Origin of the sequence: Streptomyces sp. NPDC090025 (assembly GCF_044748125.1) — a bacterium.
Lineage (GTDB): Bacteria > Actinomycetota > Actinomycetes > Streptomycetales > Streptomycetaceae > Streptomyces.
Genome location: NZ_JBIVFL010000001.1, coordinates 1,070,808 through 1,094,510, shown reverse-complemented (window position 1 = coordinate 1,094,510; position 23,703 = coordinate 1,070,808). Strand labels below are relative to the sequence as shown.

21 protein-coding genes are annotated in these 23,703 nt (G+C 74.4%); 8 read left to right on the top strand and 13 right to left on the bottom strand.

Annotated features, from left to right (window positions below; translation table 11 throughout):
* Positions 1–35 precede the first annotated feature (35 nt).
* From ACIPXM_RS05165 to ACIPXM_RS05125, 9 genes are all read right to left on the bottom strand, one after another.
* Complete coding sequence (locus tag ACIPXM_RS05165; protein ID WP_401652055.1) at positions 36–1,454, bottom strand: hypothetical protein; 1,419 nt, start codon at positions 1,452–1,454, stop codon at positions 36–38.
* Positions 1,455–1,467: 13 nt separating this feature from the next.
* A complete protein-coding gene (locus ACIPXM_RS05160; protein ID WP_401652053.1) occupies positions 1,468–3,216 on the bottom strand; it encodes a DUF3492 domain-containing protein in 1,749 nt (582 codons plus the stop codon).
* Between the two features lie 191 nt (positions 3,217–3,407).
* Positions 3,408–5,159, bottom strand: coding sequence for a dipeptide ABC transporter ATP-binding protein (locus tag ACIPXM_RS05155; RefSeq protein WP_401652051.1), 1,752 nt, complete (start codon positions 5,157–5,159; stop codon positions 3,408–3,410).
* Positions 5,156–6,172, bottom strand: a complete 1,017-nt coding sequence (locus ACIPXM_RS05150; RefSeq protein WP_401652049.1) for an ABC transporter permease — start codon at positions 6,170–6,172, stop codon at positions 5,156–5,158. Before ACIPXM_RS05150 ends, ACIPXM_RS05155 begins: the two co-directional genes overlap by 4 nt.
* Positions 6,169–7,212, bottom strand: coding sequence for an ABC transporter permease (locus ACIPXM_RS05145; protein ID WP_401652047.1), 1,044 nt, complete (start codon positions 7,210–7,212; stop codon positions 6,169–6,171). The genes ACIPXM_RS05150 and ACIPXM_RS05145 overlap by 4 nt, the downstream gene beginning before the upstream one ends.
* Positions 7,209–8,942 carry an ABC transporter substrate-binding protein gene (locus ACIPXM_RS05140; RefSeq protein WP_401652045.1) on the bottom strand — a complete coding sequence of 578 codons (1,734 nt, stop codon included), beginning with the start codon at positions 8,940–8,942 and terminating at the stop codon, positions 7,209–7,211. The genes ACIPXM_RS05145 and ACIPXM_RS05140 overlap by 4 nt, the downstream gene beginning before the upstream one ends.
* Positions 8,943–9,181: 239 nt before the next feature.
* Positions 9,182–9,277: an Ms4533A family Cys-rich leader peptide gene (locus tag ACIPXM_RS05135; protein WP_401652043.1), complete on the bottom strand. Its 96-nt coding sequence runs from the start codon at positions 9,275–9,277 to the stop codon at positions 9,182–9,184.
* A 121-nt stretch (positions 9,278–9,398) separates the two neighbouring features.
* Positions 9,399–10,871: a DUF3152 domain-containing protein gene (locus ACIPXM_RS05130; RefSeq protein WP_401652041.1), complete on the bottom strand. Its 1,473-nt coding sequence runs from the start codon at positions 10,869–10,871 to the stop codon at positions 9,399–9,401.
* 8 nt (positions 10,872–10,879) lie between these two features.
* Positions 10,880–11,863, bottom strand: a complete 984-nt coding sequence (locus ACIPXM_RS05125; protein ID WP_401652039.1) for an alpha/beta fold hydrolase — start codon at positions 11,861–11,863, stop codon at positions 10,880–10,882.
* Between the two features lie 150 nt (positions 11,864–12,013).
* On the opposite strand from ACIPXM_RS05125, the gene ACIPXM_RS05120 reads away from it, so the two are divergent.
* The 4 genes from ACIPXM_RS05120 to ACIPXM_RS05105 all read left to right on the top strand — a co-directional run bounded on the left by ACIPXM_RS05120 (position 12,014) and on the right by ACIPXM_RS05105 (position 14,049).
* Positions 12,014–12,250, top strand: a complete 237-nt coding sequence (locus ACIPXM_RS05120) for a hypothetical protein (protein WP_401652037.1) — start codon at positions 12,014–12,016, stop codon at positions 12,248–12,250.
* Between the two features lie 234 nt (positions 12,251–12,484).
* Complete coding sequence (locus ACIPXM_RS05115; RefSeq protein ID WP_401652035.1) at positions 12,485–13,144, top strand: TetR/AcrR family transcriptional regulator; 660 nt, start codon at positions 12,485–12,487, stop codon at positions 13,142–13,144.
* A gap of 171 nt (positions 13,145–13,315) precedes the next feature.
* Positions 13,316–13,543, top strand: coding sequence for a DUF3107 domain-containing protein (locus ACIPXM_RS05110; RefSeq protein WP_401652033.1), 228 nt, complete (start codon positions 13,316–13,318; stop codon positions 13,541–13,543).
* 230 nt (positions 13,544–13,773) lie between these two features.
* Positions 13,774–14,049, top strand: a complete 276-nt coding sequence (locus tag ACIPXM_RS05105) for a hypothetical protein (RefSeq protein ID WP_401652031.1) — start codon at positions 13,774–13,776, stop codon at positions 14,047–14,049.
* Between the two features lie 21 nt (positions 14,050–14,070).
* On the opposite strand, the gene ACIPXM_RS05100 is transcribed toward ACIPXM_RS05105, so the two are convergent.
* Positions 14,071–14,802 carry a ferritin-like fold-containing protein gene (locus ACIPXM_RS05100; protein WP_401652029.1) on the bottom strand — a complete coding sequence of 244 codons (732 nt, stop codon included), beginning with the start codon at positions 14,800–14,802 and terminating at the stop codon, positions 14,071–14,073.
* A gap of 529 nt (positions 14,803–15,331) precedes the next feature.
* On the opposite strand from ACIPXM_RS05100, the gene ACIPXM_RS05095 reads away from it, so the two are divergent.
* The 3 genes from ACIPXM_RS05095 to ACIPXM_RS05085 all read left to right on the top strand — a co-directional run bounded on the left by ACIPXM_RS05095 (position 15,332) and on the right by ACIPXM_RS05085 (position 19,512).
* The gene (locus tag ACIPXM_RS05095) at positions 15,332–18,163 is read left to right on the top strand and encodes a DEAD/DEAH box helicase (RefSeq protein ID WP_401652509.1); all 2,832 of its coding nucleotides are present in this window, start codon (positions 15,332–15,334) and stop codon (positions 18,161–18,163) included.
* Between the two features lie 112 nt (positions 18,164–18,275).
* A complete protein-coding gene (locus tag ACIPXM_RS05090; protein ID WP_401652027.1) occupies positions 18,276–19,205 on the top strand; it encodes an alpha/beta fold hydrolase in 930 nt (309 codons plus the stop codon).
* Positions 19,206–19,359: 154 nt separating this feature from the next.
* On the top strand, positions 19,360–19,512 hold the full coding sequence (locus ACIPXM_RS05085; RefSeq protein ID WP_401652025.1) for a hypothetical protein: 153 nt from the start codon (positions 19,360–19,362) through the stop codon (positions 19,510–19,512).
* Positions 19,513–19,599: 87 nt separating this feature from the next.
* Here ACIPXM_RS05085 and ACIPXM_RS05080 read toward each other — a convergent pair whose 3' ends face one another.
* From ACIPXM_RS05080 to ACIPXM_RS05070, 3 genes are all read right to left on the bottom strand, one after another.
* Positions 19,600–20,205 (bottom strand): MarC family protein, encoded by a 606-nt coding sequence (locus tag ACIPXM_RS05080; protein WP_401652023.1) that lies wholly within the window; start codon positions 20,203–20,205, stop codon positions 19,600–19,602.
* Positions 20,206–20,470: 265 nt separating this feature from the next.
* Complete coding sequence (locus tag ACIPXM_RS05075) at positions 20,471–21,331, bottom strand: PHP domain-containing protein (RefSeq protein ID WP_401652021.1); 861 nt, start codon at positions 21,329–21,331, stop codon at positions 20,471–20,473.
* Between the two features lie 185 nt (positions 21,332–21,516).
* Positions 21,517–22,155, bottom strand: coding sequence for a DUF6758 family protein (locus tag ACIPXM_RS05070; protein WP_401652019.1), 639 nt, complete (start codon positions 22,153–22,155; stop codon positions 21,517–21,519).
* A gap of 170 nt (positions 22,156–22,325) precedes the next feature.
* Between ACIPXM_RS05070 and ACIPXM_RS05065 the strand changes: the two genes are divergently transcribed.
* Entirely contained in the window at positions 22,326–23,630 is a 1,305-nt protein-coding gene (locus tag ACIPXM_RS05065; RefSeq protein ID WP_401652017.1) for an MFS transporter, read from the top strand.
* The last annotated feature ends 73 nt before the right edge of the window (positions 23,631–23,703 follow it).

The window sequence follows — 23,703 nt, the reverse complement described above, 5'->3', positions numbered from 1 at the left end:
GGCAGGGGTGGGGTGGGGCAGGGACGGGGCAGGGGTCAGACGTGGGCCGAGGCCCGGGACAGGGCCTCGGTGGCGTGGACGAGGAGGGCGGCCGCGGCGAGGCCGCAGGCCAGGGTGGGCAGGGCGGCGGGGCCGCCGAGCGCGACGAGGGTGCGGACCGGGGCGCCGAGCGGGTCGAGGCCGGGCAGCCGGGCGGCGAGCACGGTCGCGAGGCCGAGGGCCTCGGCGGCGCAGGCGGCCCCGATGGCGCTCGTCGCGGCTTCGGGCAGGCCGTGCGCGGCGAGCAGCCGGGCGGTGAGGAGGAGGGCGCCGAGGGCGAGGGCGCCGGGGTGGAAGTCGGTGAGGGCGAGCAGGGCGGCGAGCGCGGTCAGGTGCAGGGCGACGCTGCCGAGGAGGAGCGGTCGGGTGCCGGCGGCGAAGTCGGCGAGGCCGCGGCTGGCGGCGAGCCGGTGCCGGGCGCGGGCGGCGAACAGCCGGGCGCACCAGGCGGCGGGGGCGACGGACAGGGCGAGGGCGAGCAGCGGCCCGGTGTCGAGGGTCCAGGTGCCGTCGGGGACGGGGCCGTCGAGGACGGTGTGGAGGGCCGGGGGGCCATCGGGTCCGCCGCGCAGCAGCTGGTCGAGCAGTCCGTCGCCGCCCGCCGCGTAGCCGAGCAGCCAGAGGGTGCCGAGGACGGTGGCGGGGCCGGTGCCGAGGGGGGCGCGCAGCGGGCCGCGGTGGGTGGCGAGGACGAGGGCGGTGGCGACGCCGAGCAGGCCGATGAGCGCGGCGGCGGTGCGGGTGCCGTCGGTGCTGACGGTGACGGCGGCGGTGGCCGCGGCGGCGAGGGCGCCGGGGGCGCAGACGGTGAGCGGCCAGGAACCGCCGCCCCGGCCGGGGTCGGTGCCGGGGGCGGCGGGCCCGGTGCCGGTCTCGCCGCGCGGCACGCGCGCGTACAGCTCCTCGGCGAGCGAGAAGACGTCCCGGTGCCGGAAGCGGGCGGCGGTGCGGTCGGTGACGCCGTGGGCTTCGAGTCCGGCGGCGATCTCCAGCGGGTCGACGGCGCGTTCGCAGAGTTCGCGGTGGCGGTGCATGAGGGCTTTGACGGGGTCGGCGGGCCCGCGCCGGGGCCGTACCGGCGGCGCGGCCGGAGCCGGTTTCGGTGTCGGGACCGGTGCCGTTTTCGGTGCCGGGGCCGGTGCCGTCTGCTGAATCGCTTCGGCAGGCCCCGGTGCGGACGCCGGTACGGACACCGGTACGGGCACGGGCTCCGGTACGGGTACGGATACGGGCGCGGCCGACGTGGCGAGCGGGCCCGCCAGGTCGAGGGCGCCCGGCGGCAGGGCGGTGCCGAGGGCCGGGGTCCCCAGGGACGGGGTGCCGAGAGCGGGGGTGCCGAGGGCCGGGGTGCGGAGCAGCGCCTCGGACCGGGAGTCCCAGGGGCCGGGGCTGGTGGGTGCGGCGGGGCCGCGCATGGGGGTGCCTCCTTCAGACATCGGACTCTCCCGCTCCGGCCGCCGCGTTGACCGGCAGGGCCGCCCAGTTGCCGGGCACATGGGCCTCCGCGGGGTGCGCGAAGGGCACGCCGCTGGTGGTGCGGCGGCGGACCGGCGAGTGGGAGAGAAGTTCGAGGTAGATGCCGCGGAACGCCGCCAGGTTCTGTTCGACGGTGAACAGTTCCAGGGCGCGGGCGCGGGCGGCGGCGCCGAGCCGGTGGCGGCGCTCGGGGTCGCGGAGCAGCGCGAGGCAGGCGTCGGCGAGGGCCTTGGGGTTGCGCGGCGGGACGACGAGTCCGGTGCCGCCGATGACCTCGACGACGGCGCCGACGTCGGTGGAGACGGTGGCCCTGGCGCAGAACATGGCCTCGACGAGGCCGGTGGGGAACCCTTCGACGACGCTGGAGAGCACCACGACGGCGCTGGCGGCGTAGGCGTCCTCCAGGGTGGGGGCCTCGGGGCCGCCGAGTTCCTCGAAGGAGACGGGGTTCTCGCCGATCGCGTGGGCGCCGGACGCCTCGTCGGGGAAGAGCTGTTCGGCGAGGCCCCGGCAGTGCGCGAGGTAGGCGGCGGCGCCGGGGTCGCGGACCGGTACGGCGATGATCCGCAGCCGGGCGTCGGGCTGTCGGCGGCGTACCTCGGCGAAGGCGTGCAGCAGGGCGATGAGGTCCTTGGCGGGTTCGGCGCGGCCGATCCAGACGAGGGTGGCCGGGTCGCCGCTCTCCTCGTCCTCGCCGACCTCGGTGAACCGGTCGGCGTCCAGGCCGGGGTGGACGGTGCGCAGCCGGGCCCGGTCGGCGCCGCACTTCTCCTGCCAGCGGCGGGCGTGCGCGTTGCCGGGGGTGAGCAGGGCGGCCTGCCGGTAGACCTCGCCCGCGAGGCGGCCGTGGAAGGCGGCGAGCAGGGCGCGTACGGGGGTGGCGAGGGCGGCGCCGGTGGCGGCGAGGTAGTGGGCGCGGAGCTGGACGCCGTACTCGGTGACGAGCAGCGGGGTGCCGAAGAAGCGTTTGGCCAGGAGTCCCGGGAGGGCCGCGGCTCCGGCGGAGGCGGCGTGGCAGAGGTCGACGAGGGCGAGGCCGCCGGGCGTCTCGGCGGTCTCGGGGCCTTCGGGCTCGTCGTACCAGCCGAGCGAGAGGGGGCGCAGGGCGCGCTCCAGCTGTTCGGTGAAGGCGAGTTGGCCGGGGACGGTGACGCCCGCCACGCTCCGGCGTGCGCCGGGCGCGCGACAGGCGGCCTCCAGGATCCGGACGGTGCTCTCGGAGCGGAGCGCGGTGCCGAGTCCGCCGTGGGCGCGGGCGAGTTCGGCGAGGCCGTAGAGCCCGGCGGCGAACGAGTCGGCGCCCGGGTCGGTGCCGCGGGCACCACCACGGTCACCACCACGGTCGGCGGTGTCGGTACGGGACGGCTCGGCGCAGATGCCCTCGGCGAGCCAGTGGAAGGCGTCCTCGAACAGGCGGCGTTCGCGCCGTCCGTAGCCGCGCGCGCCGGTGCCCCAGCGGCCCAGCCCGGTCCGGCCGCCGGGGCGGGTGTCGTCGGGGGCGGCCCAGAGCGGGGCGGTGCGCACGCTCTTCACGTTGGGCGGCAGGGTCAGCCGTCCGGCGCGCTCCTGGCGGGCGTCGCGGCTCAGTGCGTAGAGGTCGAACTCGTGCGGGGCGAGGCCGCGGACGAGGCGGTCGCACCAGAGTCCGGACTCACCCGCGACAAACGGGTAGCCACCCTCCGTGAGCAGTCCGATCCGCATGAGCACACCCCCGTTCTCCCGTGACGGCGGTCACCGTTCGGTCCGGTGACCCGCAGCGGGAAGAACGTAAGCGGATGTGCCGGTGGTGCGGCGGACGGTTGTCCGTCGCACCACCGGAAGGGGTGAATGCACGTAACTTTCCCACCCCGGTCGCGTTCTGTCGCGCTACGGGGTGACCCGATCACCCTCGGTCAGGCGGCGACGGGGTCCTCGCCCGGCTCCTGGCGCAGGGCGTGGCGGCGTTCCCTGCGGGCGGCGGCGAGCGCCGGGTCGAGGGCGGGGACGGCGGCGAGCAGCCTGCGGGTGTACGGCTCACGTGGCTCTCCGTACACGTCGGCGACGGTGCCCTGTTCGACGATCCGGCCCGCGCGCATGACCGCGACCCGGTCGCTGACCTGGCGGACCACGGCGAGGTCGTGGGCGATGAAGACGAGCGCGAGGCCGAGTTCGGCCTGGAGGTCGGCGAGCAGCCGGGTGACCTGGGCCTGGGTGGTGACGTCGAGCGCGGAGACGGGTTCGTCGCAGACGATGAGCCGGGGTTCGGCGGCGAGGGCGCGGGCGATGCCGACGCGCTGGCGCTGGCCGCCGCTGAATTCGTGCGGGTGGGCGTCGTAGCGGTCGGGGTCGAGGCCGACCCGGTCGAGCAGGTCCCGCACCCGGGCGCGGATCCGGGTGTCGTCGAGCTGTCCGGCGGCGCGCAGCGGGTCGGCGACGGACTCGCCGACGGAGCGGCGCGGGTTGAGCGAGGAGACCGGGTCCTGGAAGACCATCTGGAGTTCGCGCCGGTGCGGGCGCAGTGTCTTGTCGCTCATGCGGCCGATCTCCGTACCCCCGTAACGGAGTTCGCCCGCGGTGGGGTCGAGCAGTCGGACCAGCATCCGGCCCAGGGTGGTCTTGCCGCTGCCGGACTCGCCGACGATGCCGAGGGTCTCCCCGGCGCGGACGGTGAGCGAGACGCCGTCGACGGCGGTGACCCGCCCGGCGCCGCGCCCGAACTCCCGCCGCAGGCCGACGGCTTCGAGCAGCGGCTCGCCCTCGGGAGCGGCCGGAGAAGCGGCCGGAGGAGCAGCCGAGGCGGGTGCCGCGGTCGTCACGGGCCGGTGCACGGGCCCGTCGAGCCGGGGCACGGCGCCGAGCAGTTCGCGGGTGTACGGCTCCGTCGCCGCGCCGAGCACCCGGGCGACCGGGCCGCGTTCGACCTCGCGGCCGCCGCGCATGACGAGGACGTCGTCGACGCTCTCGGCGGCGACGCCGACGTCGTGGGTGACGAGCAGCAGGGCGGTGCCGGTCTCCCGGCGCAGTTCGTGCAGCAGGTCGAGGATCTGCGCCTGGACGGTGACGTCGAGGGCGGTGGTGGGTTCGTCGGCGACGAGCAGGCGCGGTGCGCAGGCGAGGGCCATGGCGATCAGGGCGCGCTGGCGCATGCCGCCGCTGAACTCGTGCGGGCGGGAGCGGGCGCGGCGGGCGGCGTCAGGGATGCCGACCCGGTCGAGGACCTCGACGGCGCGGGCGCGGGCGGCGCGGCGCGAACCGGGGTGGTGGATCCGGTGCACCTCGGCGATCTGGTCGCCGATGGCGAGGTAGGGGTCGAGCGCGGACAGCGGGTCCTGGAAGACCATGGCGGCCACTCCCCCGCGCAGCGACCGGAGTTGGGCGGGGGTGGCGGCGGCGACGTCGATGCCGCCGACGACGACCCGGCCTTCGACCTGGGCGCCGGTGCCGTGGTGGAGGCCGAGGAGGGCTCCGGCGACGGTGGACTTGCCGCTGCCGGACTCGCCGACGAGGGCGAGCGCCCGGCCCGCGTCGAGGGTGAACGAAAGGTCGTCCACGGCCCGTACGCCGTCGGTGAAGGAGACGGAGAGCCGGTCGACGCTCACCAGGGGTTCCCCTGCCGGGAGTCGGGCCTGGCCGGTGGTCCGGGGACGGGGTGCGGGGACGGTCATGCGAGGGCCACCCTTCGGTCGGCGAGGGCGTAGAGGAGGTCGGCGACGACGTTGGCGACGACGACGGCGACGCCCATGAGGAGCACCACGCCGACGACGACGGGCAGGTCGACGTGGCGGACGGCGTCGATGAGGGTCTTGCCGAGGCCGGGGATGCCGAACAGCGACTCGGTGAGCACGGCGCCGCCGAACATGGTGCCGAGGTCGATGGCGGTGAGCGCGATGACCGGGGGTACGGCGCCGCGCAGCGCGTGCCGGGTGACGATGGCGCGTTCGCCGACGCCGTAGGCGCGGAAGGTGCGGATGTGGTCGTCGGCGAGGGTCTCCAGGGTGGCACCGCGGGTGATCCGGGCGTACTTGGCGGATTCGAAGAGGCCGAGGGTGAGCCAGGGGAGCAGCATGTTCCAGGCCCACTGTTCGGGGTCCTCGCCGAGCGGCACGTAGCTGGGGAAGGGCAGCCACTGGAGGTAGGCGCAGACGGCCATGAGCAGCAGCAGGCCGAGGATGAAGACGGGGGTGCCGGTGCCCGCGAGGGTGAGCAGGGTGAGGAGGCGTTCGGTGGGGCCGCCGCGGCGGAGCGCGGAGAGCAGTCCGGTGCCGATGCCGACGGCGAGCCAGACGACCATGGCGCCGAGCGCGAGCGAGGCGGTGGCGGGCAGGCGTTCCAGGATGAGCTGGGTGACCTGCTGGTCGTTCTGGTACGAGAGGCCGAGGCAGGGCGCGTCGCAGTGCAGCACGCCGGTGCCGGTGGAGTAGTCGCGGCCGGTGAACAGGCCCTGGAGGAAGTGCGCGTACTGCGCGAACACGCTCTGGTCGAGGCCGAGTTGACTGCGCACCTGGGCGATCTGCTGCGGGTTGCAGCGTTCGCCGCAGGCGAGCCGGGCGGGGTCGCCCGGCACCAGGTAGAAGAGCGCGTAGACGAGGACGGAGAGGGCGAGCAGGACGAGGACGGCGCCGCCGAGCCTTCTGAGCAGATGGCGGGTGAGGCCGCCCGGGCCGGTGAGGCCGGTCATGAGGAACGTTCCTTGCGTGAGGCGTCTGCCGTACCGGCGGCGCGCGCGCCACGGGCGGCCTTCGCGGCCTTGCGGGTGCCCACCGCGACCCGGCCCTCCTCGCGCGGGTCGAGCGCGGTCCGCACGGCGTCGCCGAGGACGGTGAAGGCGAGCACGGTGACGAACAGCAGTCCGGCCGGGAGCAGCACGTACGCCGGGTCGGCGCGGAACCAGGTCTGCGCGGAGGACAGCATCTGGCCCCAGGAGGGGGTGGGCGGGGTGACGCCGACGCCGAGGAAGGACAGCGACGCCTCGGTGACGATGTTGCCGGGGACCAGGATCGCCGCGTAGGTGAGGACGGGCGCGGCGAGCGAGGGCAGCAGTTCGCGCCGTGCGGTGCGCCAGGGTCCGGAGCCCGCGAGCCGGGCGGCGGCGACGAAGTCGAGGCTCTTGAGGGTGAGGGTCTGGGCCCGGACGATCCGCGAGGTGCCGGCCCAGCCGAGCAGTCCGATGACCAGGATGAGCAGCAGCGGGCGCGGGAAGTCGCGGGGGACGACGGCGGTCAGGGCGATGGCGAGGACCAGGAACGGCAGGGCGAGGAACACGTCGGTGACCCGGCCGAGCACGGTGTCGATCCAGCGCTTGCCGAGTCCGGCGGCGAGGCCGATGAGCACGCCGAGGGCGATCTGCACGGCGGTGGCGCCGACGGCGACGAGCAGCGAGATCCGGGCGCCGTACAGCAGCCGGACGAACAGGTCGCGGCCGGTGCCGGGTTCGACGCCGAGCCAGTGGTCGGCGCTGACGCCGCCGAAGGTGCCGTACGGGACGCCGCCGCGGGCGGAGTCGACGAGGTCGTCGTGGTAGGTGTGCGGGTCCTGTCCGGCGAGCGCGGCGAGCAGCGGGGCGGCGAGCGCGAGGACGACGAGCAGGACGAGGACGGCGGCGGCGACGAGGGCGCCGGGGCGGGTCCACAGCACGCGCAGGACCCGCCGGGCGGCGCCCGTGGCGGCGGTGCCGCCCGCCACGGGCGCCGTCGGGACGGCGGTGAGGGTGCTGGTCACTTGACGGCGACCTGCGAGACGTCGAGCACGCCGGTCCAGTCGGAGATGACGACGTTCTTGACGTCCTTGCCGACCAGGCGCTTGTAGACGGGGTGGAACAGCGGCACGTCGAGGGCCTGGGCGCCGATCTTCTTGTCGAGGGCGCCCCAGCGGGCGGCGGCGGCCTTGAGGTCGGTGAGCTTGTTGATCTCGTCGATCTCGGCGTTGACGGCGGGGTCGTTCAGCTGGGCGTGGTTGTAGTTGGAGCCGTCGGTGACGATCTGGCGGCCGTCGAAGATCGGCGCGAGGAACGGGCCGCCGGCCGGCCAGTCGGCGCCCCAGCGGGAGAGGAAGAGGCCGGGGGCGTCCTTGACGCTCCAGCGCTTCTCGTTGAAGGCGTTGCTCTCCTGGCCGTCGAGCTTGACGGTGATCCCGGCCTTGGCGAGGGCCTCCTGGACGGCGGTGGCGATCTCGGGGCTGGTGGCCCGGTTCTGGGCGGTGGAGTGCAGCAGGGTGACGGTGAGGCCGTTCGGGTATCCGGCCTCCTTCAGGAGCTGGCGGGCCTTGTCCGGGTTGCCGGTCTTCCCGGCCGGGAAGTGGTCGTACGGCGTGTGGCCGAAGGCGGCCTTCTCGGGCAGGAAGGTGGTGGCGGCCTCGGCGAGCGCGGAGCCGCCCGCCGCGTTGACGACGCTGGTGCGGTTGACGGCGTAGGAGATCGCCTCGCGCACCTTGGGGTTGTCGAAGGGCTTCACCTTCGGGTTGAAGGCCAGGTAGTTGGTGAAGCCGAAGCGGCCGGTGCCGACCCGGGCGGCCAGCTCCCTGTCGGCGCCGATCTGGGCGAGTTCGGCCGGGCCGAGGTTGGTGTCGGTGGTGACGGCGGCGGCGTCGGCGCCCGCCGAGGTGGCGAGCCGCTGGTTGATGACGGCCTCGTCGAGGCCGGAGCGGACGTCGATCCGGTCCGGGTACGCCTTGCGCTCCGGGTCGGTCTTCGGGTCCCAGTGCGGGTTGCGCTCCAGGACCAGGTGCTCGCCGTCGTTGTCGTTCTTCACGACCTTGTACGGGCCCGAGGAGACCGGGTGCTCCTCGTAACGGGCGCCGGTGTCCTTGGCCTTGGGGACGGGCGTGAACTGGGTCTGGGTGGCGACGAAGGGGAACTCGCCCTCGGGCTTGCGGAGCTTGAAGACGATGGTGCGGGCGTCGGGCGTCACGATGGAGGCGAGGCCCTTGGGGTCCTTGTAGGAGCCCTGGTAGGTGTCGCCGCCGACCAGCCAGTCGCGCAGGTACGGGGCGCCGCCGGAGAGTTCGGCGGCGAAGGAGCGCTCGATGCCGTACTTGATGTCGGCGCTGGTGATGGGCGTGCCGTCCTCGTAGCGCAGGCCCTCCTTGAGGGTGAACGTCCACTCGGTGGCGTCCTTGTTGGGGCGGCCGGTGTCGGTGGCGAGGTCGGGCACGACCTCGGTCCCGGCGGCGCCCGCCTCGCGGTTGCGGGTGGTGAGGGTGCGGAAGACCAGGGAGGGGACGTTGCCGCCGCCGGAGGTGTAGAGCCGGGCGGGGTCGAAGTCGCTCTGCGCCTCGCTGTTGAGGACGGTGAGGGTGCCGCCCTTGCGCGGGGCGGCACCGGCGCCGCCCGCCTTGGCGCCGGAGCCTCCGGAGCTGTCCTGCGGCCCGGCGCAGGCGGCGGCGCCGGAGGCCAGGACGACGCTGACGGCGGCCGCTGCCACGCGGCGCGAAACGAGGGACGAAGGACGCATCGGAAGGACACCTCTCGGGGTGGTGGTCCGCGCCGGGGCGCGGAGGAGCTGCGGAGACGCGCGGCGAACGGCCGCGCGGAGCAAGGGAGTTCCGCAGACGCGAGAGGGGCCGGGGACGGGGCGGGATCACCCCGGGAGCACGGACGCGCGCCTGCGGGCGGGAACCCGGGCGCGCGGGACGGCTTGCCATCGCGTAGGACGCGAGGGGCGGGAGAGGGCCGACGAGCGCTCGGGCTGCGTCAGCGACAGAGGATGTCGGCGACCGCGTGTCCGGTCACGCCGAAGAGCGCCAGCTCAAGGGCGGCGCGATCGGAGACGGCGGGACGGGGCGACATGCCGAGAACTCTGGACGAACGGGTGATCGATGTCAACGCGCCGCCCGCGTTCCCGAGACATCTGTCCCACCATGTGGACAAGGGGGTGGCGTGCGGGTCCGGCGGGCCGCCGGACCTTCCGTCAACTCCCGGGGTGCACCCAGGGGTTGGGGCGGCACTTGATCCCGTCGATGTCCAGCGACTTGGTCTGCTGCTGCATCACCGGGGCGAGCGCGCCCGGGGTGCGGCAGCTCACATGGCCGTGCCCGAGCCGGTGCCCGACCTCGTGGTTGATGAGCATCTGCCGGTAGGCGTGCATCGCCTGCTTGCCGAAGGTGACCGAGCCCTGAGCCCACCGGAAGGCGTTGATCATCACGCGCTGGGTGGAGGCGGAGTCGCAGGACACGTTGTCGACGGTGGTGTCCAGGCCGGACTTCCGGCACCAGTCGCCGGTGGTGCCGGGGCTGGCCAGGCTGACCACGAACTCCGGGTCCCCGCTGGAGATCCGCTCGAAGGTCATCTCGCCGTTCCCGGCCCAGCTGCGCGGGTCGTTGAGGGTCTTCTGCACGGCCTGCGCGAACAGCGCCCCGTCGAGCCCGAGCCCCTCCTCCACGTCGACCCGGTAGCGGATCTTGCGGCCGTGGCCCGGCGCCTTGTCGAACCCGGGCACCGCCACGAAGTGACCGGAGGCGGTCAGCTTCGGGTCGATCGGGAACTGGCGGGCCATCAGCTGGTCGTAGCTCGGCGGCGCGGGCTTCGCGGGCACGGTCGCCGGGGCACGGTCGGGCCGGTCGTCGGAGCGGGACGCCTGCCCGTCGACCGGGTCACGCTCGGCGGCGCCGTCGGCGGCGCCGTGCGCCTGCGGGGCCGAGCCGCCGGAGTCCCGGTCGGTGACCTGTCCGGCCACCACGACGGCGAGCACGGTGGTGATGGCCGCCGCCGCTATCCCGGTGAGGGTACGGCCCAGCCGGCCGGGGGCCCGCCCGGCGGGGGCCGCCGTGTCGGTGCCGGTGACGGTCGCGGCGCCGCCGCCGGACGCGGCCGCGCCCACCACCGGCAGCGGTCCGGTGCCCGGCCCCGCGTCCTTGCGCGGCCCGGGGATGTAGGGCCGGGGACCGGTCGCGGTCCGCTCGTCGTGCACCGGGTGCGCGCCGCGCGCGGTGTCGCCGGAGGCGTCGGAGCCGTACGGGCCCTGGAAGCGGGGGGTGCCGTGCATCGGCGTGTCGTACGCGGGGGCGCCGGGCGCGGCGGGCCCGCCGGCGCGGTGCGCCGCCCGGTGCCGGGGAGTGCCGTGCGGCGGAGTGCCGTGGACCGGCGTGCCGTGGGCGGGAGTGCCGTGGAGGGGCGTGCCGTGGGCGGGGGTGCCCTGACCGGGCGTGTCGTACCCGTTCCCGTACGTGTTCTCGTACGGGTTCGGGTTCGGGTCCGAGGTGCCGTACGGGCTCCCGTACGGGTGGTTCTGCTGCTGCGGGCGCGGCGCGCCCTGCGTCCGGGGTGCCGGGCCGGGGCCTTCGTCCTCCGCCCGGCGGCGTCGTCCTGTCCCCGGCCTCTCGGCCTCCCGCTTCCCGGTGTCCGCCACCGGGGCCGCGGGCCCCTTGCGACTATGTCGTCCCACGGTCCGGCTCAGCTCCCGCCCTCGGCCGCGTCCCTCGCGGCATCGGTGATCAGTTCCCGCACCGCCGTGGCCACCGTCCGCGGATACTCCATCATCGCGACGTGCCCGGCATCGGGAAGGGTGAGCAGCCGGGAGCCGCGGAACGCGGCGGCCGCCCTTCGGGCCATCCGGTAGCCGACCAGCTGGTCCCGGCCACCGTAGACCAACAGCGTCGGCGCGAGCACCCGCTCGGCCTGGCGCCACAGACCGTGCTGGCCGCCCAGGGTGTAGGCGTCCACGATGCCGCGCGAGGAGCGGGCCATCGCGTCCCAGAAGTAGGGGAGTTCGAGGCGGCGCTCCATCTCCTCGACGGCGTGCCGCAGGCCCTCGTCGGAGACCGTGGCCGGGTCCCCGTAACAGAGCGAGACCACCCCGCGGACCCGCTGCTCGGCGGTCCAGTCCCGGCTGAGCCGGGCGAAGAGGGAGGCGACCCCGGGCAGCGCGAGCAGCGCCGTCGGCCAGGCGGTGCGCTGGACGCGCAGCTCGGGCAGGGCCGGGGAGACAAGCGTGAGGGTGCGCACCAGGTCGGGGCGGACGGCGGCGACCCGGGTGGCGACGGCGCCGCCCATCGAGTTGCCGAACAGGTGCACCGGGCCGCGGCCCGCCGAGTCGAGCAGCCGGATCACCGCGCGGGCGTGGCCGGTCACCGAGTAGTCGCCGTCGTCCGGCGGTGGCGAGTCGCCGAAGCCGGGCAGGTCGACCGCCTCGCCGTCGACCAGGTCGGCGAGCAGCGGCATCAGGTCCGACCAGTTCTGCGAGGAGCCGCCGAGGCCGTGCACGTACAGCGCGGGCGGCAGTCCGGCCCGCTCGGCGGGCCGGGAGCGCACGGTCAGGGTCAGTCCGGGGAGCGCCACGGACCGCAGCCGCTCGCCGTCGGCGACCCGCACGGTGCGCGGCCGGGCCGCGGGCGGTGCGGCGGCGGTGCGGGTTTCCGGCAGCTCGGTCGAGGACATGGCAGCGATATTACGAGACGATCACGCCGGGGCGCGTGTGTGCGGCGTCACAGGATCGGGTGCGGCGGGCCCTGGTTGCTCCTACGCTCGGAGTGAAGGGCGTCGGAACGGACCCGCGGACCCCCTCACCGGACCTCCCGGAGGCACCGCATGACTGCCGACCCGAACGAGCCGAACACCTTCGCCGAGCGTTTCACCGAGCAGGCCGGGAAAGGGGACGTCGTGCTCGACCAGGAGATTCCGGAGGCCGACGCGGCCGAGCAGCGGGCCGAACTGCGGGAGCGGGACGACGTGCCGCTCGCCCAGATCGAGCACGAGGCGGCGGACGCCGCCGACGCGGCCGAGCAGGCGCGCGTGGTGGAGCTGGACGAGGACGACTACCGCTGACGCGGGGCCGCCGGGGGCCCCGTCGGCGCGCCGCGGTCACCCCGCAGGCGCGGGTCGTGACGCCTCTCTCCCGCGAGTTTCACGCGAACGCATGACCATCTTGTTGCCGGACGCCTCTCGCCCCGGGCGTCCGGTCCGTGAAATTCTGCCTGCGCGGCGCGCACCGCCGGGTTACCCAAAAGTACGATGGCGGCGCGACGCCATCGCGCGCATGGATCGAACTTTGGAGGCGGCGTGAGCGCCATCGAGCAGACAGAGGCAGCACGGCCTCGGGGCACGCGCCTGCCGCGCCGCGCCCGCCGGAACCAGCTGCTCGGCGCGGCCCAGGAGGTGTTCGTCGCCCAGGGCTACCACGCGGCCGCCATGGACGACATCGCCGAGCGGGCCGGGGTCAGCAAGCCGGTCCTGTACCAGCACTTCCCGGGCAAGCTGGAGCTCTACCTCGCCCTGCTCGACCAGCACTGCGAGTCGCTGCTGCTCTCGGTGCGCACGGCGCTCGGCTCCACCTCCGACAACAAGCTCCGGGTCGCCGCGACCATGGACGCCTACTTCGCGTACGTCGAGGACGAGGGCGGCGCGTTCCGGCTGGTCTTCGAGTCGGACCTCACCAACGAGCCGGCCGTGCGCGAGCGGGTCGACCGGGTGTCGCTGCAGTGCGCCGAGGCCATCTCCGAGGTGATCGCCGAGGACACCGGCCTGTCCAAGGACGAGTCGATGCTGCTGGCCGTCGGCCTCGGCGGGGTGTCGCAGGTCGTCGCCCGCTACTGGCTGTCCAGCGAGTCGCCGGTGCCGCGCGACACGGCGGTGGCCCTGCTGACCTCGCTGGCCTGGCGCGGCATCGCGGGCTTCCCGCTGCACGGCGTGGACGACCAGCTGACCGCCGAGGGCCACTGACCCGGGCCGACCGGCGCTGACCGGCTCGCTGACCGGCTCGCTGACCCGGGACGACGCTGTTCGCTCTTGGCGTTCCCCGGCAGGCCGTGTCCGTCCCCTCACCGGGCTAATGTGTGGCGAGTACGGCGCGGGACCCATCGCGCAAGGCTGACCGTTCGAAGGGACATAGCCGTGGAGGTCAAGATCGGCGTGCAGCACGCACCCCGGGAGATCGTGCTGGAGAGCGGACAGTCCGCCGAGGAGGTCGAGCGCGCGCTTGCCGACGCGCTGGCCGGCAAGGCGCAGCTGCTGAGCCTGGAGGACGAGAAGGGCCGCCGGATCCTGATCCCGGCCGACAAGATCGCGTATGTCGAGATCGGTGAGCAGGCCGTGCGCCGGGTCGGCTTCGGCAACATCTGAGCCGCTCTTCCCGAAGCATGACGAAGGCCCGGTGGACTTCAAGTCCACCGGGCCTTCGTCATGTCCGGCCGCAGGTCCGCCGCGGGTACCGCCGCGGGTACGGCCGTGCGGCCCGCCGTGCGGCCAAATGCCCACGTCAGGGGGGACCGGGAGGATTGTCGACGGATGTGACCGGGTAGGACGCCTGTGACCGAACTGCCCGCCCCGCACCGCACGCGAGGTGATCCCCCGTGTTCCTGGAAGCCCTCGGTTCCGCTCTGCTCGGTTTCGCCCTGGCCTGGGTCGCCGTGCACCGGCTCCCCGATCGCCTCCCCGAGCGTGTCGTCGTGCTCGGCACCGGCGCGCTGGGCGCCGCCTTCGGCGCCCTCGTCACCCACGGGGCGCTCGGCCCCGGACACTTCCTCGCCACCCTGATCGGCGCCGTCGCGATCGCCGCGGTGCTGCTCTCGCTGCTGATCCGCCCGGCCTCCCGCCGACTGCGCCGATCATCGGCGACGGCGGGTTAGCCGGGACAAGCCCCCAGGTCGTCAGGCCGCGAGGCCGAGGGCCGCCATCCGCTTGGTGTGCGCCTCGGTGATCCGGGAGAACATCCGGCCGACCTCGGCGAGGTCGAAGCCCGCGGCCATCCCGTCGACGCCGCCGACCAGCATGGTGGACAGCGCGTCGCGCTCGGCGACCACCCGCTGCGCCTGCGACAGCGCCTCGCCCATCAGCCGGCGGGCCCACAGCGCGAGCCGTCCGCCGACCCGCGGGTCGGCGTCGATCGCGGCGCGGACCTTCTCGACGGCGAAGTTGCCGTGGCCGGTGTCGTCGAGCACCGACAGCACCAGGGCGCGGGTGTCGGAGTCCAGGCGGACCGCGACCTCGCGGTAGAAGTCGCTCGCGATCGAGTCGCCGACGTACGCCTTGACCAGGCCCTCCAGCCAGTCGGACGGCGCCGTCTGCTTGTGGAAGTCGTCCAGCGCCTTCGCGAACGGCTCCATGGCGGCGGTCGGCTCGGACTCGACGGTGGCGAGCCGGTCGCGCAGCCGCTCGAAGTGGTGGAACTCGGCGGAGGCCATCTTCGCCAGCTCCGCCTTGTCGCCGAGGGTCGGCGCCAGCTTGGCGTCCTCGGCGAGCCGCTCGAAGGCCGCGAGCTCGCCGTAGGCCAGCGCGCCGAGCAGGTCGATCACGGCGGCGCGGTACTGCGGCACGGCCGAGGCCGTGGCCCAGTCCTGGGCGGCGATACCGGTGGGTGTGGCGTTGTCAGGCGTCTCCATGAACCGCACAATAGCCCGCCGCGCACGGCCACCGAGGCCCCGCCCGGGCCCCTCGCCGGGGCGCCGGAGGCGCCGTACACCCTGCGGGGCGGGTGTGACACCGGCCTCGCCGGGAAATCTCCCGACACACATGCGCGATTCCGAGGTACAGTGGTATTGCGCCTGCTGAGTATCCGGACATGCTTTCGCACGTACGGACGCACTCGGTGGGCCGACTGATGAATGAGGATGCCCGGTCGGTGGCCCGATCGGCTCCGGCCCGACAGCCCTTCCGGCGGACCCGCCGAAGGGTCCCTCAGCGGCAAGACGCTCGAGCGACGGCAGTGGTCCCGCGCCCGCGCCACCCGACGGTGACCGATCCCGGTCCCGACGGCGGATCCCGGCACGGTGAGACCCCCTTCGTTCGCCTCGCGCCGCGTCTCACAGAAGAGGCAGCACCCTGACTACGTTCCGAGACCTCGGGATTCTTCCCGAGACCGCCGAGGCCCTCGAAGCCGTCGGCATCGTGACCCCCTTCCCCATCCAGGAGATGACCCTCCCGGTCGCCCTCTCGGGCACCGACGTCATCGGCCAGGCCAAGACCGGCACGGGCAAGACCCTCGGTTTCGGCCTGCCGCTCCTGGAGCGCGTGATCGTCCCCGCCGACGTCGAGGCGGGCCGGGCCAAGCCCGAGCAGCTGACCGAGGCGCCGCAGGCGCTCGTCGTCGTCCCCACCCGTGAGCTGTGCCAGCAGGTCACCAACGACCTGCTGACCGCGGGCAAGGTGCGCAATGTGCGCGTCCTCGCCATCTACGGCGGCCGGGCGTACGAGCCGCAGGTCGAGGCCCTGAAGAAGGGCGTCGACGTGGTCGTCGGCACCCCGGGCCGACTGCTCGACCTGGCCGGGCAGCGCAAGCTCGACCTGTCGCACGTCAAGGCCCTGGTCCTGGACGAGGCCGACGAGATGCTCGACCTGGGCTTCCTGCCCGACGTCGAGAAGATCATGAACATGCTGCCGCCGAAGCGGCAGACCATGCTGTTCTCCGCGACCATGCCCGGCGCCGTCATCGGCCTGGCCCGTCGCTACATGTCGCAGCCCACCCACATCCGCGCCACCGCGCCGGACGACGAGGGCGTGACCCACCGCAACATCACCCAGCACGTGTTCCGTGCCCACAACATGGACAAGCCGGAGATGGTCTCGCGGATCCTGCAGGCCCGTGGCCGCGGTCTCGCGATGATCTTCTGCCGCACCAAGCGCACCGCCGCCGACATCGCGGAGCAGCTGGAGCGTCGCGGCTTCGCCTCCGGCGCGGTCCACGGTGACCTCGGCCAGGGCGCCCGCGAGCAGGCGCTGCGCGCGTTCCGCAACGGCAAGGTCGACGTGCTGGTCTGCACCGACGTCGCCGCCCGTGGCATCGACGTCGAGGGCGTCACGCACGTCATCAACTACCAGACGCCCGAGGACGAGAAGACCTACCTGCACCGCACCGGCCGCACCGGCCGCGCGGGTGCCACCGGCACCGCGATCACGCTGGTCGACTGGGACGACATCCCGCGCTGGCAGCTGATCAACAAGGCGCTGCAGCTGGACTTCAACGACCCGGTCGAGACGTACTCCAGCTCCCCGCACCTGTACGAGCTCCTGGACATCCCCGAGGGCACCAAGGGCATCCTGCCGCGCGCCGAGCGCACCCGCGCCGGTCTCGACGCGGAGGAGATCGAGGACCTCGGCGAGCCGGGTGGCCGTCGGGCCCGTGGCGGCCGCACCCCCGAGCGCGACCGTGACCGGGACCGGCCCCGTGGTGGCGACCGCGAGCGTGACCGCGACCGCGAGCAGACCGAGGAGCGCCAGGCCCGCGCGCCGCGCCAGCGTCGCCGTACCCGTGCGGGTGCGACGGCCGAGGCGGTCGTCGAGACGGTGACCCCGGCCGCCCCGACGACCGCACAGGCCACCCCGGTCGCCGAGACCGTCGCTCCCGCCGCCGTGGCCCCGGTCGCCGAGCCCGCCGCTCCGGCCGCCGCTCCCGCCGAGGCCGAGGCTCCGGCCGGTCCGCGCCGCCCGCGCCGTCGCCGCACCCGTGGCAACGCCCCGCAGGCCGCCGCCCAGCCGCAGGTCCAGGCCCCGGTCCAGGCGCAGGCCGCACCGGTCGCCGCCCCGGCCGCACCGGTCTTCGAGGCTCCCGTCGCCGCTCCGGCGCCGGTGGCCGAGGCCGCCGCTCCGGCGCCGGCCGACGAGCCGCGTGGCCGCCGTGGCCGTACCCGCAAGGCGCAGCCCGAGGCCGCCCCGGCCCGCACCACCGCCGCTCCGGCCGCCAAGGCCCCGGTCGCGAAGGCCCCCGTGGCCAAGGCGCCGGTCGCCGCCGCTCCGGCGCAGACCCCCGCGCCGCGTCGGCGCCGGGTGCGTCGTCCGGCCGAGGACACCGTGACCTTCCAGACGGTGGAGACGGCCGCCGCCGCGCTCGCCGCGACCCGGCGGACGGCCGCGCCGGCGCCCGCGAAGGCGACCGTGCCCGCGAAGGCGACCGTGCCCGCGCAGGCCGCTCCGGCGAAGACCGCCCCGGCGAAGTCGGCCGCTCCGGTGAAGACCGCTCCGGTGGCTGCCGCTCCCGCGCAGGCCGAGCAGGCCGTGGCCGCCCCGGCGACCGCGACCGCGCCCGTCGCCGTGGCCGTTCCGGCGCAGGCCGCCGAGGCCAAGCCGCCGCGCGCCCGTCGTCGGGCCACCCGCCCGGTGACCAGCACCACCCAGGCCGCCGAGGCCCCGGTGGAGCAGGCCGCGCCGGTCGCCGCCCCGGTCGAGGAGGCCAAGCCGGTCCGCCGTCGGGCGACCCGCCGGGCGTCCAGCCCGGTCACGTCGACCGCCGAGGCCGCCGCCGTGGTGGTCGTCGAGGCTCCGGCCGAGACGCCCGTCGAGGCCGCCCCCGCGCCCGTCGTGAAGAAGGCCGCGCCGCGCAAGCGGGCCGCGAAGAAGGTCGCCGAGCCGGTCGCCGAGACCGTCGCGGAGACCGCGGTCGTCGAGGCTCCGGCCGAGACGGCTCCGGCGCCGAAGAAGGCGGCCCCGCGCAAGCGGACCGTCAAGAAGGCCGCCGAGCCGGTCGCCGAGACCGTCGCGGAGACCCCGGCGGTCGAGGCTCCGGCCGAGGCCGCTCCCGCGCCGAAGAAGGCCGCGCCGCGCAAGCGCACCGCGAAGAAGGCCGTCGTGGCCGAGGCGCCGGACGCCTCGGAGCCGAAGACGACGCCCCGTCGGCGTACGACCAAGAAGGCCGTCGCCGCCGAGCCCGTCGCCGAGGCCCCCGCCGAGACGGCTGCGGCCGCCCCGGCCGCCAAGAAGGCCGCCCCGCGCAAGCGGGTCGCCAAGAAGGCCGCGGCCCCGGAGGCGTAAGCACCCGGGCGCGAGCCCACGGCACGCACCACCGCACCGGCCCGGTCCTCCCCCACGGAGGACCGGGCCGGTGGTCGTTCACCCCGGTCGGACCCCGGTTAGAGTCGCTTGTATGAGCAAGCCCCGCTCCCTCGCACTGCCGCCCAGGACCAGGACCTACCGGCTCTCCACGGTCCGCGGCGAGTTCGCCGTGCTCGACACGGCCGCCGACCCGCACGCCGACGGGGGCCGGCGCGGGACCGTGCTGCTGCTGCCCGGGTACACCGGCAGCAAGGAGGACTTCCTCGGGCTGCTCGGCCCGCTCGCCGAGGCCGGGTACCGGGCGGTCGCCGTCGACGGCCGGGGCCAGTACGAGTCGCCGGGACCGCGCGGCCGGGCCGGGTACCGGCGCGGGGCGCTCGCGCTCGACGTGGTGGCGCAGGCGGCGGCGCTCGGGGACGGCCCGGTGCATCTGCTCGGGCACTCCTTCGGCGGTCTGGTCGCCCGCGCGGCGGCCGAGCGGGCGCCGGACGCCTTCCTGTCGCTGACCCTGCTGGCCTCGGGCCCCGGCCGGGTCGCCCGGCCGCAGCGGATCCGGGTCAGGGCGCTGCGGGTGGCGCTCGCGGTGGCCTCGAAGGAGCAGGTGTGGCGGGCCACCCGGTGGCTGGACAGCCGGGGCGAGGAGCCGGGTGCGGGCGATCCGCCGGAGCTGGTGGGTTTTCTGCGGCGCCGCTGGATGCGGACCCGGATCGCGCAGCTCGCGGGCGCGGGACGGCTGCTGCTCGGCGACCCGGACGGCACGGCGGCGCTGCGGGAACTGCGCGAGCTGCGGATGCCGGTGCAGCTGGTGTACGGGGACGAGGAGACCGTCTGGCCGGTCGCGGAGCTCGCGGCGGCGGCGGCCCGTACCGGGGCGCGGCACACGGTGATCGCCGGGGCGGGTCACTCCCCCAATGTGTCCCATCCGCGGGAGCTGGCGGACCTGCTCACCGCGTTCTGGGCTGCGCCGACCGCCGAGGAAAACCTTCTGACCAGCGGAAACGCGGTGGACGCACGGTCGTAACACGGGTCGGGGAGGATGTCCTTACCTGGCGGTAGTTAGCCATCCAAAAAATTTCCTTAGCGTAGGGAATGTTTGCAGGATGCACACCGTTGAACAGGTACGAACACCTAGTTCTCCAGCAGGAGGATCAACTCCAGACGAAGGGAGAAGCCACATGCGCTTCGAAATTCTGCGACTCGACGACATCGACGGCACGCCCGTCGACTCCACCGTCGTGGACGCCGCCTCCGTCAACCGGATCGTGCAGCAGGCCGCCGCTGTCGGCCAGCGCATCTGGATCCGCCCGGCCGAGTCGACGGCTTCGTAACGCCGACGGCCCACTCAACACACGCACCGCGCCCCCGCACGGACTCCGAGACTCGGAATCCGTACGGGGGCGCAGTGGCGTCCGGGCTCAGACGCCCTTGATGACCTGGGTGACGCCGTTGATGATCTGCTGCACGGCGATCGCGGCGAGCATCATGCCCGCGAGCCGGGTCACCAGGACGACGCCGCCGTCCTTGATCACGCGGATGATCAGCAGCGAGTAGCGCATGGTCAGCCAGAGCACGACGTGCATGGCGATGATGGCCGCCCAGACGGAGATCTGCGCGGCGACGCCGTCGGCGTGCTGCACGGCGAGGATCACCGACACGATCGCACCGGGTCCGGCGAGCAGCGGCATGCCGAGCGGGACGAGGGCGACGTTGACGTCCTTGGTCTGCTTGGGCTCGTCGGTCTGCCCGGTGAGCAGGCTGAGCGCGATGAGCAGCAGCAGCAGACCACCGGCGATCATCAGCGCGGGCACGCTGACGTGCAGATACGCCAGGATCTGCTGGCCGAGCAGGCCGAAGACGGTGATGACGCTGAAGGCGACGGCGACGGCCTGCCAGGCCATCCGCCGCTGGACCTTGGCCGGACGGCCGGAGGTCAGCGCGAGGAAGATCGGCGTGATCCCGGGGGGATCCATGATCACGAAGAGGGTCAGGAACAGCGAGCCGAAGACGGCGACGTCGAACACGGTGATGGGCCTTGCGGGAGGGGTGTACACGAACATCCGGAATAAAGACTTCCGGAGGGTGGGCAGGGTGCAGCCCGGCAGGTGGGGAAGAGGTGCGAGGGACGCGGTGCGGCGCGGTACGGGCGCGGGCCCGGGCTCACGGAAAGCAGGCCCGTGCGCGGCTCGCACGCGGTACACGCGAGACACGCGGATGCGTACGTGCGTGATCCTGCCGGAAGCCTCGGGCTCCGGCGGGCAGACTCGCCCCGGCGGCGTGCGCCGCGCGCTAGCGGCGTCCGCCCGCGCCCGGGACCGGGAAGGCCCCGGTGGCGCGGCGGGTGATCTCGCCGTAGATCTCGGGGTCGGTGGTGAAGTCACCGAGGCCGATGGTCTTGCGGGCGCCGTGGTAGTCGCTGGAGCCGGTGGTCAGCAGCCCCAGCTCCTTCGCCAGGCCGCGCAGCCGCGCCCGGGTCGGCTCGTCGTGGTCCATGTGGTCGACCTCGATGCCGTCGAGGCCCGCGTCGGCGAGCGCCGCGATCGCGGACTCCGGCACGCACTCGCCGCGCTTGAGGGCCGCCGGGTGGGCGAAGACGGTGACGCCGCCGGCCGCCTTGACCAGGCGGATCGCGTCGATCGGGTCCAGTTCGTGCTTGTCGACGTGCGCGCGGCCGCCGTCGGCGAGCCACTCCTCGGTGAAGGCGGCGGAGACGTCCGGGACCACGCCCAGCTCGACCATCGCCTCGGCGACGTGCGGGCGGCCGACCGAGCCGTCCCCGGCGATCCGGGCGACCTGCTCCCAGGTGACGGGCACGCCGAGGTCCTGGAGCTTGCCGACCATCGCGCGGGCGCGCGGCACCCGGTCGTCGCGGACCAGTTCGCGCTCGGCGAGCAGCGCGGGCTCCTCGGGGTCGAAGAGGTACGCGAGCATGTGGAGGCCGACGCCCTCGTAGCGGCAGGACAGTTCGGCGCCGGTCACGAGGGTGAGCCCGGCGGGCAGGGCGGCGATGGCCTCCGCGTACCCGCGGGTGGTGTCGTGGTCGGTCAGCGCGACGACGTCGAGTCCGGCGGCGGCGGCGTTGCGCACCAGCTCGGCCGGGGTGTCCGTGCCGTCCGATGCCGTGGAGTGGGTGTGCAGGTCGATGCGCACGACGCGGGACTCCGGGGGCTCGGGGCGGACATGAGGGACGCTCCAGCATAACGGGCGCAGAAGCCACCCCCGTACGGATCCCGCGACGGGCCCGCCCCTTACCCGGGGCACGACGGCGGTCGGCCCCGCCCGGGGCGGACCGCGGCCCGAGCGGGCGTCGGGCGAGCGGGGGTCAGGCGAGCGGGTCAGGCGAGCAGGCGCGGGGTGAGCGCCCCGCACGGCAGGAGTTCGACCTCCGAACCCGCGTCGCGCAGGTCGGTGAGGACGAGTTCGTCGTACATCAGCAGGCCCGACTGCTCCGGCCAGACGATCGCCCACAGCCACAGGCCGCGCGCCTCGCCCGCGAACACGGCGCGGTCCGGCGGGGCGCCGTGCACGTGCCACAGCGGGGTCGGCCGACCGGCCGCGAGGACCTTGACCTGGGGCGGTTTCTCGATGGACATGCCGGGTCCGGGGTCCGGGCCGTCGATCCCGGCGTAGCGCGCGCCGAGTCCGACACCGAGCTCCTCCGCGACGAGCAGGAGTTCCCCGATGCCGCCGAGCGGTCCGGGGCCCGAGCAGGCGACGGCGGTCGCGCGGCCGCCGCTGCGGTCGTCGCCCGCGTAGGCCACGCCCGTGAACAGCCAGCCGACGGGCAGTGGCCACGGCATCCAGACCGGCACATGGGCCCGGTGGACCACGACGCCGAGGGCTTCGACGCTCGGCGGGATCACGGGCTGAAGCGGGTGCACCGAGCCGTGCACGTCGCACTGCCAGGAGTCGGCGAAAAGACCGGGCGCCCTGACCCGGCCACCGCACTTCGGGCAACTGGGTTCGCCCCTCATAGGGCTCAACGGTCCTACCGGTTCGGCCCGGCGTCAAGGACGATCACCCGTCCGGCCGGAGAGTTCACCCGGTCCCGCCCCGGAGCCCACCCCTCCACTTAGATGTATGTTGCATTCTTTAGCTCGCCTAACTTATTGTGTGTATATCCCAACCATCAGGAGGAGCGGACATGGCACACACCGAGGAGCCCGCGGAACCCGGCACATCCACGGACCGGACCGCCAGGTCCGGCAGGCCCGAGCAGTCCGATCCGCTCGACGAGGGGGCCACCGGCGGCGGTCTGCTGCGCCAGCCGCCCGCCGTCTGGGCCACGGCCGGCGCCTCCGTCGTCGCCTTCATGGGCATCGGCCTGGTCGACCCGATCCTGCCGTCGATCGCCCAGGGCCTCGACGCCACGCCCAGCCAGGTCTCGCTGCTCTTCACCTCGTACTTCCTGATCACCGCCGTCGCGATGCTGGTCACCGGTTTCGTCTCCAGCCGGATCGGCGGCCGCCGCACCCTGCTGCTCGGGCTCGCGCTCGTCGTCCTCTTCGCCGCGCTCGCCGGGACCTCCGACTCGGTCGGCGAGCTGGTCGGCTTCCGGGCCGGCTGGGGCCTCGGCAACGCGCTCTTCGTCTCCACCTCGCTCGCCGTGATCGTCGGCGCGGCGGCCGGGGGCAGCGCGGCGGCGATCCTGCTGTACGAGTCGGCGCTCGGCCTCGGCATGGCGTGCGGGCCGCTGCTCGGCGCCCTGCTCGGCGACGCCAGCTGGCGCTACCCGTTCTTCGGCACCGCCGCCCTGATGGCGATCGGCTTCCTCTGCATCACGGTGTTCCTGAAGGAACAGCCGAAGCCCGCCCGCAAGACCTCGTTGCTCGATCCCCTGAAGGCACTCGGCCACGGCGGGCTGGCCTCCGCCGCCGCGGCGGCCTTCTTCTACAACTACGCCTTCTTCACGGTCCTGGCCTTCACCCCGTTCGTGCTGAACATGACGCCGTACAAGTCGGGCGCGGTGTTCTTCGCCTGGGGCGTGCTGCTCGCCGTCTTCTCGGTGCTCGTCGCGCCCCGGCTGCAGCGCCGCTTCGGTTCGCTGAAGGTGCTCGGCGGCTCGCTGGTGCTGCTCGCGGCGGACGTGGTGGTGCTGGGGTACGGGAGCCACACCACGGCCGTCGTCTGCACGGTGCTCTCCGGCGCGTTCATCGGCGTCAACAACACCGTCTTCACCGAACTGGCCCTCGGCGTCTCGGACGCGCCGCGCCCGGTGGCCAGCGCGGGCTACAACTTCGTCCGCTGGTTCGCGGCGGCCGCCGCCCCGTACCTCGCGCCGAGGATCGAGGAGTGGAGCGACGTCCACATGCCGTTCGTGGTGGCGGGCGTGGCCGCCGTGATCGGCGCGGGAATCGTCCGGGTACGGCGCGGCGCGCTCACCCACGAGGCCGCCGAACTCGCCCCGAGGCACGCGACGGAGGACGGCGTGGCGGTCTTCGCCCGCTAGGGCCTGTCTGACGGCTTGGTTCAGCCCCTGTCGAGTGATCCTGATCACTCGACAGGAGTCCCGCCGAAGGGGT